Annotated in this window: 12 protein-coding genes; 8 read left to right on the top strand and 4 right to left on the bottom strand. The window is 61.1% G+C overall.

What is annotated here, in order from left to right; genetic code table 11:
- Positions 1-221: hypothetical protein (locus ACEW8G_RS11405; RefSeq protein WP_373488541.1), on the bottom strand; the 221-nt coding region annotated here is incomplete at its 3' end.
- On the opposite strand from ACEW8G_RS11405, the gene ACEW8G_RS11400 reads away from it, so the two are divergent.
- Complete coding sequence (locus ACEW8G_RS11400) at positions 215-1,444, top strand: molybdopterin-dependent oxidoreductase (protein ID WP_373488540.1); 1,230 nt, start codon at positions 215-217, stop codon at positions 1,442-1,444. The genes ACEW8G_RS11405 and ACEW8G_RS11400 overlap by 7 nt on opposite strands.
- The gene (locus ACEW8G_RS11395; protein WP_373488539.1) at positions 1,441-1,788 is read left to right on the top strand and encodes a cytochrome c; all 348 of its coding nucleotides are present in this window, start codon (positions 1,441-1,443) and stop codon (positions 1,786-1,788) included. Before ACEW8G_RS11400 ends, ACEW8G_RS11395 begins: the two co-directional genes overlap by 4 nt.
- A gap of 63 nt (positions 1,789-1,851) precedes the next feature.
- On the opposite strand, the gene ACEW8G_RS11390 is transcribed toward ACEW8G_RS11395, so the two are convergent.
- The gene (locus ACEW8G_RS11390) at positions 1,852-2,610 is read right to left on the bottom strand and encodes a MauE/DoxX family redox-associated membrane protein (protein ID WP_373488538.1); all 759 of its coding nucleotides are present in this window, start codon (positions 2,608-2,610) and stop codon (positions 1,852-1,854) included.
- Positions 2,607-2,879 carry a metal-sensitive transcriptional regulator gene (locus ACEW8G_RS11385; protein ID WP_373488537.1) on the bottom strand — a complete coding sequence of 91 codons (273 nt, stop codon included), beginning with the start codon at positions 2,877-2,879 and terminating at the stop codon, positions 2,607-2,609. The genes ACEW8G_RS11390 and ACEW8G_RS11385 overlap by 4 nt, the downstream gene beginning before the upstream one ends.
- A gap of 68 nt (positions 2,880-2,947) precedes the next feature.
- Between ACEW8G_RS11385 and ACEW8G_RS11380 the strand changes: the two genes are divergently transcribed.
- The 4 genes from ACEW8G_RS11380 to ACEW8G_RS11365 all read left to right on the top strand — a co-directional run bounded on the left by ACEW8G_RS11380 (position 2,948) and on the right by ACEW8G_RS11365 (position 7,172).
- Positions 2,948-4,777, top strand: coding sequence for a copper resistance system multicopper oxidase (locus ACEW8G_RS11380; protein WP_373488536.1), 1,830 nt, complete (start codon positions 2,948-2,950; stop codon positions 4,775-4,777).
- Positions 4,774-5,838 carry a copper resistance protein B gene (locus ACEW8G_RS11375; RefSeq protein WP_373488535.1) on the top strand — a complete coding sequence of 355 codons (1,065 nt, stop codon included), beginning with the start codon at positions 4,774-4,776 and terminating at the stop codon, positions 5,836-5,838. Before ACEW8G_RS11380 ends, ACEW8G_RS11375 begins: the two co-directional genes overlap by 4 nt.
- 17 nt (positions 5,839-5,855) lie before the next feature.
- A complete protein-coding gene (gene copC / locus ACEW8G_RS11370) occupies positions 5,856-6,245 on the top strand; it encodes a copper homeostasis periplasmic binding protein CopC (RefSeq protein ID WP_373488534.1) in 390 nt (129 codons plus the stop codon).
- Positions 6,246-6,431: 186 nt separating this feature from the next.
- Positions 6,432-7,172 (top strand): CopD family protein, encoded by a 741-nt coding sequence (locus ACEW8G_RS11365; RefSeq protein WP_373488533.1) that lies wholly within the window; start codon positions 6,432-6,434, stop codon positions 7,170-7,172.
- 516 nt (positions 7,173-7,688) lie between these two features.
- Here the strand turns inward: ACEW8G_RS11365 and ACEW8G_RS11360 are convergent.
- Entirely contained in the window at positions 7,689-8,147 is a 459-nt protein-coding gene (locus ACEW8G_RS11360) for a DUF6194 family protein (RefSeq protein ID WP_373488532.1), read from the bottom strand.
- Positions 8,148-8,332: 185 nt separating this feature from the next.
- On the opposite strand from ACEW8G_RS11360, the gene ACEW8G_RS11355 reads away from it, so the two are divergent.
- Together ACEW8G_RS11355 and ACEW8G_RS11350 are read left to right on the top strand one after the other, a co-directional pair.
- A complete protein-coding gene (locus ACEW8G_RS11355; RefSeq protein ID WP_373488531.1) occupies positions 8,333-10,015 on the top strand; it encodes a formate--tetrahydrofolate ligase in 1,683 nt (560 codons plus the stop codon).
- Between the two features lie 210 nt (positions 10,016-10,225).
- Positions 10,226-11,302, top strand: coding sequence for an NAD(P)-dependent alcohol dehydrogenase (locus ACEW8G_RS11350; protein ID WP_373488530.1), 1,077 nt, complete (start codon positions 10,226-10,228; stop codon positions 11,300-11,302).
- Positions 11,303-11,386 lie beyond the last annotated feature (84 nt).

The following is an 11,386-nucleotide window of genomic DNA, read 5'->3' as shown; positions in this document are numbered from 1 at the left end:
GAGCGCAGGATATATCGCCCGCCCTCAAGCTCAACATTCGCGCGGATTGTGCCCGCCGGTATTGCGACGAGCGGGCCATTGAACTGGGCAGTGCCCAAAAGCAATGTTGTGCGGTTACGGCTAGCGACCTTTTGCGCGATCACCGGTTGGCGGTGGCGGATATCGCCGAATTGATCGCGCGGCGCGCGGACACGGTCGGGGGGAGCGCTTGACGATGCCAAGTAAAGCAGACGTGGGTGGATCAGACAACAGGGCCGATGGACGCCTCACGCGCCGGGCGCTGATTGCGGGCGCGGGCACCGCCCTCGCCACGCCCGTGCTTGCACAGCGGCTGATCGACCTCAAGCTGCCCGACGGGCCGAGCGAGCGCTCGCTTGAACCCTCCTTCCCGGGCAAGGGTGAAATGATCGTCCAGCGCATCCGTCCGCCGCTGCTCGAAACGCCGATGGCGGTGTTCGATGAAGGGACCATCACCCCCAATGACCGGTTCTTTGTCCGCTGGAACTGGGACATGCCGACTGCGGTCAACGCGGCAGCGCATCGGGTGGCAATCGGCGGCGCGGTGCAGCGGCCGGTATCGCTCACGCTTCAAGACATTGCCGATGCGGGTGAACATGTCGAGGTGGTTGCGGTCAACCAGTGCGCAGGCAATGGGCGCGGGTTGTCTGATCCGCGCGTCACCGGCTCGCAATGGGGCAATGGTGCGATGGGCAATGCCCGCTGGACGGGCGTGCGCCTCAAGGATGTGCTGGACAAGGCCGGGATTGCCAGCAGTGCCGCGCGCGTGCGCTTTGCCGGGCTGGACGTACCGCTGACCGATGGCGCACCACAATTCATCAAGTCGATTCCCATCGACATTGCCCTGCGCGATGATGTGCTGATCGCCTGGGGCATGAACGGCGCGCCGCTCCCGATGCTGCATGGATACCCGTTGCGGATTGTCGTTCCGGGCTGGTTTTCGACCTATTGGGTCAAGATGCTGAGCACGATTGACGTGCTGACCGGCGAAGATGACAGCTATTACGTCGCCAAATCGTATCGTATGCCCGCAGGCCCGATCACGCCCGGCGATAAAGACTTTGCCACCGTCCCGATCACCGCGATGCCACCGCGCGCTTTTATCACCAGTCACACCGATGGCGACGTGGTCACGCTTGGCCAGCCGCTCGAATTGCGAGGTATTGCCATGGGCGGCGACGCGGCACTTGCCAAAGTGGATCTGGTGGGCGACGGACTGGAACTGCCTTGCCAGCTTGGCCCCGACGAGGGCACCTATGGCTTCCGTCGCTGGACGATTACCATCCCGCAAGTGCGCGGCAACCTTTTACAGCTGGGCGTGCGCGCAACCAATCAGAATGGCGCGGTGCAGCCCCATGTGCAGCAGTGGAACCCGAGCGGTTATGCGCGCAACGTCATCGAACGCATGACCCTGAGGGCGAAATGAACCGCTGGCCGGCCATACTCGCGCTTCTTGTCATGGGCTGTGACAGCAAAACGCAGGTGGTGTTCGCCGATGCAGCGATCACTTTGCCCGATGATCCAATGACCCTGCCGCCCGGCCCAGGCATGCAAGCGGTGCTGGATAACTGCACCGCCTGCCATTCGCCCTCGACCATGTTGCAGCAGCCCAAGGTCTCGCGCGAAAAATGGCAATCGATCGTGGTCAAGATGATCGAGGTATACAAGGCACCGGTGGACGAGCAGGCCATCCCCGCCATCGTCGATTACCTTGTCGCAGCGCAGACGGTGGAGGCGCAAGCCACCGACCGGTCTGCCACAGCTCAGTGATGGCGTTTTCATACGGTCCGGCGTCTGCTCGGGGCCCAAATGCGCCTGTTCGCGCAGCATACCTTACATCGCAGGTGACATGATCATCCACACCGCCATCGCCACCATCATCACATTCTCGGTGAGCGAGACGAACCCCAGCGGCACGCGCGAACTGCCGCCGACGCAGGCGCATTTGATATCACGCTTCTGGATATACACCGCGTAAAACACGGACACCGCGCCGATGGTACCGATGAACAATGCGGTTGGAATCGCGATCCAGTCGAATGCGTGCGCGAGCATCAACACGCCAGCCAGTCCTTCAGCGAACGGGTAGATATAGGCATAAGGCAGCCAGCGCCGTGCCAGCAGATCATAGCCCAGGAACATGGTCGCGAACGCCTCGACATCCTGCAGCTTGGGGACTGCCAGCAAACACATCGCGACTGCGATGAACATCTCTGCGGTGCGGATAGTGAGCACACTGCCAGTCATCATCCAGCTGATCGCGCCTGCCATCAGCGCCGCCATCGCAAAGATCGCAAGCACCGGCACATAGCTGACAGCATCTGCATCCTTGACGCTTTTGCCCAGATGACGCCGCAGATCGTCGTTCCCGCCGATCCGCGCGCCATCAATGAAGGTTTGCGGGGTGGTTTTGACGCCGTGTTCGACCTTGAAGGCGTCGGTCTGCTCGCGCGTCGTCAGCCAGCGATCATCGACGGTGAAGCCTTCGCGTTCGAGCAGGTACTTGCTCTTTATGCCATATGGGCAGATGTGCTTGTCCATCACCATGCGGTGGAGCACGGCCGTCTTGGTGCCGGTCATGGGGCCAGTCATCGCTTTACCTTTTCAAACAGGTCGATGAGTTCATTGAATTTCGTCCGCTGTTCGGCGGCGTCACCCGACGCAATCGCCTCGGATACGCAGCAGGCGGCATGGTCCTTGAGGATCTCGCTCTCGGCCCTTGTTAGCGCCGCTTTGATCGCCTGCACCTGATGCAGGATGTCGATGCAGTAGCGCTCATCGCTGACCATCTGCGACACACCGCGCACCTGGCCCTCGATTCGGCGTAAACGATTGACGATGGCGGCTTTGTCCCTGGCCATGTTCACACAAACCTTTTCGCTTGTAATACCATAGGGGGGTATAGTATCTGCCTTCAAAAGGATTAGCAATGGGTATGCACGACAGATTTTCCAGACGATCGGTTTTGAGCGGCCTTGGCCTTGGCGCAACCATGCTGGCGGTGCCCGCCTGGGCGCAGGGTCACAATATGCACGGCGGTGGCCACAGCCGTGGTGGCCCGTTGATTCCAGCAGGGTTTGACGAAGTGCGCGGGCCGGTGATCGATCTGTCGATCGGCAGCGGCCACCGCATCGTTCAGGGCCGTCGCGGCCCCGGCATCGCGGTCAACGGCAGCGTACCCGGTCCGTTGATTCGGCTGACCGAGGGGCAGGATGTCCGGTTGAACGTCACCAACAACCTCAACGTAGACAGTTCGGTGCACTGGCACGGGCTGCTGCTGCCGTTTCAGTTTGACGGCGTGCCTGGCATCAGCTTTCCCGGCATCAAGCCCGGCGAGACCTTTGTCTATGAATTTCCGATCCGCCAGTCGGGTACCTATTGGTATCACAGCCATTCGGGGCTGCAGGAACAATCCGGCCATTACGGACCGATGATCATCGAGCCGCGCGGCGGCGATCCGGTCAAGGTCGACCGCGATTACATCCTGCTGGTCAGCGACTTCACCACGCTCGATCCGCATTTCATCATGAACCGGCTGCGCACGGGCGAGGGCTATTTTAATCGCCAGCAGAACACCATGACTGACGATTACCCGATGTCAGCCGAAGAGCGCCGGATGTGGGCGCAAATGCGGATGATGCCGACCGATATCGCCGATATCGGCGCGCCGACTTACACGTTCTTGGCGAACGGGCGCGGGCCGAACGAGGGCATGGAATATCTGTTCAATCCCGGAGAGCGCGTTCGCCTGCGGATCATCAACGGCGCGGCGCAGAGCTTTTTCAATATCCGCATCCCCGGCCTTGCGATGAGCGTGATCGCCACCGACGGACAAATGGTCCGCCCGGTCGAGGTCGACGAGTTGCAAATCGGCACGGCGGAAACCTATGACGTGATCATCGAGCCGGGCGCTGCGGATGCCTATAGCATTGTCGCTGAATCGATGGATCGATCGGGCATGGCGCTGGCCACATTGGCGAGCGCGCCGGGGCTGCGCGCCGCAGTGCCCGCGCTGCGCGATCCGCCGCTATTGACCATGGCCGACATGGGCATGAACCATGGCGATGGCGGGATGGATCATGGCGGCATGGATCACGGTTCAATGAACCACGGCGGCATGGATCACGGATCGATGAATCACGGTACCGCGTCCGAAACCAGCAGCGACACCTCCGCCAGCGTGGGCATGGACGGAATGAAGATGCGCGATACCTCGCTGCTGCCGCCCGATGTCGCGATCGGCCCGGGCATCGACATGATCTCGATGGCGCCGGTCGACAAGATGGGTGATCCGGGCCTTGGGCTGCGCGATGTCCCACATCGCGTGCTCAATTACCGGATGCTCGTCGCGCAGGAGCCGATCACCGATACGCGCGAGCCGTCGCGATTGCTCGAACTGCACCTGACCGGCAACATGGAACGCTATATGTGGTCGTTCGACGGACGCATGTATTCGGCGGTCAGCGACATTCCGATCCGCTTTGCGTGGAATGAGCGGGTGCGGGTCAAGCTGATCAACAACACCATGATGGCGCACCCCATCCACCTGCACGGCATGTTCTTTGAGATGGTCAACGGCCAGTCGGCGGCGCTGCAGCCGCGCAAAAACACGATGATCGTGCAGCCCGGCGCGAGCGCGCAGTTTGACCTGACCGCCAACGAGCCGGGCGACTGGGCCTTCCACTGCCACCTGCTTTATCACATGCACGGCGGGATGATGCAGACGGTCACCGTGGTCGGGCCGGAGGCGGCATCTTGACGCGCGTGCCGTTGGCCGTGCTGGCATTGGTCGCGCTTGCCTCTCCGGCATCGGCGCAGGATCACAGCGCGCATCAGGCCGAGCCGGACCCCCATGCGGGACACGATATGTCCGCGCCCAAAGCTGCCGATCCACACGCGGGGCACGATATGTCCGGGCCCAAAGCTGCCGATCCACACGCGGGGCACACTATGCCTGCGACCGATGCGCCAGCGGCTGAGCCGGACGCGATGGATGACGTGGATCATAGCACGATGGACCACAGCACCATGGATCATGGTGCCGACGCCGATGCCCCGCCCTCGCCCGGCCCCGATATGGAAACACCGCCGCCGCCCGAAGCTGGCAGCGGCCCGCCGCGCGCTGCCGATGCGATCTGGGGGGCCGACGCGATGCGCGCCTCGCGCCGCGACCTGCAGCAGACGCATGGTGACTATAACCTGTTCTGGTTTCAGGCTGACCGGGCAGAGCTGCAAATCCGCGACGGCGCCAATGGCTATCTGTGGGATATTCAGGGCTTTTACGGCGGCACCACGAGCAAATTCTGGTTCAAGAGCGAAGGCGAAGGCAGCTTTGGGGAAGCAATCGACGATGTCGAAATACAGGCGCTGTATTCGCGCGCGATCGCCCCGTTTTTCGATCTTCAGGCAGGCATCCGTCAGGACCTTGCCGGACCCGATACGACCTATGCCGTTGTCGGTCTTCAGGGCCTTGCGCCATACATGTTTGAGCTGGACGCGGCCTTGTTCCTGTCGCATCGCGGCGATCTGACCGCGCGGCTTGAGGCCGAGCTCGACCAGCGCATCACCCAGCGGCTGATCGTGCAGCCGCGCGCAGAGTTGAACCTTGCCGCGCAGGATGTGCCGCAACTGGGCATCGGTGCGGGCGTTGACAGTTTTGAGATCGGGGTGCGGCTTCGCTATGAGATCATCCGTGAGATCGCGCCGTACATCGGCATCGAGCAGAATTGGCGCGTCGGTCGCAGCGCAGATTTCGCGCGCGCTGCAGGTGACGACGCCAGCGTTACCAACTATGTTGTCGGCATTCGTTTCTGGTTCTGAACATCAAGGAAAACATCATGCGCTTTCGCTCCATCCTTGCTTACGCCGCTGCCAGCGCAGCAATCCTCGCCATGCCAACGATGGTGATGGCGCATACCAAGGTCGTCGCCTCCACGCCTGCGCAGGGTGCAACCGTGTCCAAGCCCAAGCAGGTCACGCTGACCTTCAGCGAGGCCTTGCTGCCGCCGACATTCGCCACCAGCGTTGTGATGACCGCGATGCCCGGTGTGAAGAACCATGGCGAAATGGTCATCCGCAATTTCACCACCAGCTGGGCTGATGGCAACAAGACGCTGACCCTTAATCTGCGCCAGCCGCTGCGCGCAGGCAGCTATGATGTGCGCTGGCAGGCCGCAGGCGCAGACGGCCACCGCATGAAGGGCACGGTCAGCTTTACCGTCAGCTAGCCGATGCCGGCCGACTGGCTGCACCCGGCGCTGCGCTTGGCGCATTATGCAGTGCTGCTTTATCTCTTTGGCACAATAGCGTTCCGCATCTTTGGGTTACGTCAGCTATCCGCTGCAACCGCCGAGCGCCACATTGCGGCGATTGCCGTTGCGGCGATCGCGGCACCGCTCATCTCGCTTGCCCTGATGCTGGTCAGTGTCGCCGCGATGATGGGGCAAACCGTCCGTGCGCTCGAGTGGACAACGTTCCAGTCAATGGTGTTGATGACAGACCTAGGCTGGGCTTTTATGACGCGCATGGGTTTGCTCGCATCCGGTCTGGTTGCCCTCTTTTTGATCAAACAGGTGGCAGGTCGGCAGATCGTTGCTGCGGGGTTTTACGGGCTGGCGCTATTGACCCTGGGCTGGAACGGGCATGCCGCCGCCACCGAAGGCACGCTTGGCCTGGTGCATCGGCTGAATGATGGTCTGCACCTTTTGGCCGCTGGACTTTGGATCGGCGCGATCGGATGGTTTCTGACGCTTGTCATATCCGCCCACCGTGACTCTGAGCGTTGCCCGCCGGAACCGCTGCTCGCGGCCATGCATCGCTTTGCACCGCTGGGTGTCACATTGGTTGCCATCGTGACTGCAACCGGCGTCATCAACGCACATCTCGTTTTCGGGCTGGGCAACAGCTGGGCCGTGATACAAACGACCTACGGCTGGTTGTTGATCGCCAAAATCACCGTAGTCGGATTTATGCTGATGTGCGCCTGGCGCAATGCCGCAACAACGCGCAACACTGTGCGCAACGTCGATCAACCTCAAGACAGCCAGCCCGCCGCGCTGGCGGCATTACGCACAAGCCTGGCAACTGAAATGCTGCTGGCGACCGCGGTTATCGCGATCATTGCATGGGCTGGACTTGCATCGCCGATGGGCTGAGCTTGATAACAAAAGCACTGGCCACCTTAGCAGCCAGCGCCCGTTTCTTGAAAATTCAATCCGGTTAGTTAAGCGCAGCAGTCCATGCCCAGGCCACAGCACGCGCCAATCGCACAGCATCCTGCCGCAATCATCTGGCCGACAGGTCCCGGGGCAGCCGCAAATGCGGCACTGGACGAAACGATCAGGCTGATCGTGGCCAATTTAGCAATTTTAAACATAAGTCCGGTCCTTTGAAAGTTCGATATTCGGTTGTGCGCGCCATCTCGTATTTCACGGCAAAGGCAGATAAAGTTACGACGTTACCTCGTTGGCTTTCCGGTCGCCTCTGGGATCCCATAAATCGGCCCACGCAGGCAAATGGCGCGGAACGCTACGCTAACTATGAGCCGTTGCCCGGCGGTAATCAAGATGCAGGCAGAGCCAATTGCCGAAAATCTATCAACAAAACTGCCCTGCGGGGTAATTTCGAGGCCCAGTTAACGCCCCGCACGCGCCGCATGCCGCAGCGATGCATTATTTTAAAAGGCGTCGTTCAAACACCTGCTTTGCGCGGGCCGCCGCATCTACGATCAGCGGTTGGCAACTGGCCCAGCTGGCGATGCTTGGATTGAGTATGGCGACCCAATTCATCCAGCCGTAGATTGGATGGGGCGTCAGTGTATCAAGCGCGGTCAGATCCCATGGTCCGTCGATAACATGGCCCTTGGCGGGGCGCGGTGGCGGCGGGCCGAACAGGTTGCGGTAGGTCTGCTTGCAAATGCCCATGTTGAGCCGCCAGACCCCCTCGCGGCTCAGGTTTGATGCCTTGTCGTTTTCGCTGTCCACGTCTTTTATCGTAGCGAAATAGGCTCCGCGTTTGAAACGATGGCCCGGATTGTAGAAGAAGGATGTCTCGCCCCAGGTTTCGACGATGGTCACGCCATCGATCGCCGAGAGATGATCGATCGCCGTTTGCCTGTTTAGTCCGGACATGGATCGACGCCTTCAATTTCAACCTTTGTCGCTGTTTGCCTCAGATAGTCCGAAAGCGCCAACGCGTCAAAATCAGGTTGCGTCAAGCCGTCGCACGCGGCAATCTTGCCTCCGATCGAGCTTCTTGTGGAGGTCATCTGCGAAATGTCGGTTTATTCAAAACGCGATGGATTTTTCATAGGCTCATGCTCACCGATATCCAGATTTCCCGCGCTGCCAAGCTGCAGCCGATTGGCGCAATTGCCCAAAAAATCGGCCTCAACAGCGATGCTGTCGAACCTTATGGCCATTACAAGGCGAAGCTAGACCTTGCCGCAACAGGGCTGAATGCGCAGGCTGAAGCAGGAGCGGCAACTGGCAAGCTCATCCTGGTCACCGCGATCAACCCGACACCTGCCGGTGAAGGCAAGACCACGACATCGGTGGGCCTTGCCGATGCGCTGAACCGGATCGGCCACAAGACCGTGCTGGCGCTGCGCGAGCCGTCGCTCGGCCCATGCTTTGGTACCAAGGGCGGCGCCACCGGGGGTGGCTATGCGCAGGTCGGTCCGATGGAAGACATTAATCTGCACTTCACCGGCGATTTCCACGCAATCACCAGCGCCCACAATCTGCTGTCGGCGATGATCGACAACCACATCTATTGGGGCAACGCACTGGACATCGACGTCCGGCGCGTCGTCTGGCGACGGGTGCTGGATATCAATGATCGCGCGCTTCGGTCCATCGTCCAGTCTACCGGCGGCGTCGGCAACGGCTTTCCGCGCGAAAGCGGGTTTGACATCACGGTGGCATCCGAGGTGATGGCGATCTTGTGCCTGGCTTGCGATCTTGGCGATCTGGAAGCGCGGCTGGGGCGGATCGTCATTGGCTATACCCGCCAGCGTCAGCCGGTGACTGCCAGCGACCTAAACGCAGCCGGAGCGATGGCGGTGCTGCTGGCGCAGGCGATCAAGCCCAATCTGGTGCAGACTTTGGAAGGCAATCCGGCGCTGCTGCATGGCGGGCCGTTTGCCAATATCGCGCATGGCTGCAATTCGGTCATCGCGACGCAGGCGGCGCTGACGCTGGGCGATTTTGTCGTGACCGAAGCGGGTTTTGGGGCGGATCTTGGCGCGGAAAAATTTTTCAACATCAAATGCCGACAGGCGGGGTTAAAGCCCGCCGCAGCGGTGATCGTCGCCACGGTGCGCGCGTTGAAAATGAACGGCGGCGTCGCCAAGGCTGATCTGCTCGCAGAAGATGTTGATGCTGTGCGGCGTGGCAGCGTCAACCTGATCCGCCATATCGAGAACGTCCGCCAGTTCGGCGTGCCGGTGGTGGTGGCAATCAACCATTTCACCAGCGATACCGAGTCGGAGATTGCGGTGCTGCACGAGGCAGCGGCAAGTCAGGGATGTAAGGCGCATGTCTGCCGCCACTGGGCCGATGGCGGCGCGGGGGCGGAAGAACTGGCGCACAGCGTGGCGGCGCTTGCCCAGTCTGGTACGGCGCGTTTCCAGCCGCTCTATAACGATGATCTTCCGCTGAACGACAAAATAACGACGGTCGCCACGCGCATATACCGCGCGGAATCGGTGGCAGCGTCGCCTGCAATTCTGGCGCAGCTTCAGCGGTGGGAAGAGGCGGGCTATGGCCATTTGCCGGTGTGCATGGCCAAGACCCAATACAGCTTCTCCGCCGATCCGACGCTGCTTGGTGCGCCGACCGGCCATGTCCTGCCTGTGCGCGAGGTGAAGCTGAGCGCGGGCGCGGGCTTTGTGGTCGCCATCTGCGGGGATATCATGACCATGCCCGGCCTGCCCCGCATCCCGGCGGCAGAGACGATCCGGCTCGATGCGAATGGAGAGATCGAAGGGCTGTTCTAAAAATCTGGCAGCTAAAATTTGGCAGCAACCGAAGCTCAAAAATCTTTGTTTGAGATAAATTCTCAATAATATGAGTGGCCTGCCCCCGTTATGGTTCCAGTGGGGCCAGAATCAGCCCTCTTCGCCAACGTCTTCTGGCTTGGTTGATGTGGATCATGGCACCGATGCCCATCAAGGCTACATTGTGCGCACACCACAGGAGGCTGATCCATGACCCGTATGATGAAAGTTGCGATTTTTGTGGAGCCGGGCCGTATTGTGCTCGACGACAAGCCGGTTCCCGACGTCGGGCCGCTCGACGCGTTGATCAAGATCACCACCACCACAATCTGCGGCACCGATGTTCACATCCTCAAAGGCGAATATCCGGTCGAGCGGGGGCTAACCATCGGCCATGAGCCGGTGGGGATTATCGAAAAGCTGGGATCGGCGGTTCAGGGCTATCGCGAAGGACAGCGCGTCATTGCCGGCGCGATTACCCCCAGCGGCCACAGCCAAGCTTGCCTGTGCGGCTTTCATTCGCAGGATGGTGCGGGCACGCGCCATGGGTTCAAGCCGATGGGCGGCTGGCGCTTTGGCAACACCATCGATGGCGCGCAGGCCGAATATCTGCTGGTGCCTGATGCGATGACCAATCTCGCGCCGATCCCCGATGGACTGAGTGACGAGCAGGTGCTGATGTGCCCCGACATCATGTCAACCGGCTTTTCCGGCGCTGAGCGCGGCCATGTGCGGATCGGCGACAGTGTCGCGGTGTTTGCGCAGGGGCCGATCGGATTGTGCGCCACTGCCGGTGCGCGGCTGATGGGCGCGACCATGATCGTCGCGGTCGATTCAATCCCCGAACGGCTGGCGATTGCGCAGCAGATGGGCGCGGACCACGTCGTCAATTTCACGCAAAGTGACCCGGTCGCAGAGATCATGCGCCTCACCGACGGGCGCGGCGTGGACGTCGCCATCGAAGCGCTCGGCCAACAACAGACTTTTGCATCGGCATTGCGCGTGCTGCGCCCCGGTGGCACATTGTCTTCGCTGGGAGTCTATTCAAGTGACCTCACCATTCCGCTCGACGCCTTTGCCGCAGGGCTTGGCGACCACACGATTGTCACCAGCCTGTGCCCGGGGGGCAAGGAACGGATGGAACGGCTGATGAATGCCATCGCCTCAAAGCGGATCGATACCAGGCCGCTGGTTACCGACCGCTATACGCTCGACGATATCGAGGATGCCTATGATATCTTTGCCAACCAGCGCGACGGCGTGCTGAAGATCGCCATTACCGCATGATCGCACCCGACAACGCCCCACCCGACCTGACACCCGCGCCGCCGCGCTGCATCGCGGACATCATGGCGCTGGCCGACGACCGCC

Source organism: Blastomonas sp. (assembly GCF_041747255.1).
GTDB lineage: Bacteria > Pseudomonadota > Alphaproteobacteria > Sphingomonadales > Sphingomonadaceae > Blastomonas.
This window is presented reverse-complemented; position numbering and strand designations above follow the sequence as displayed.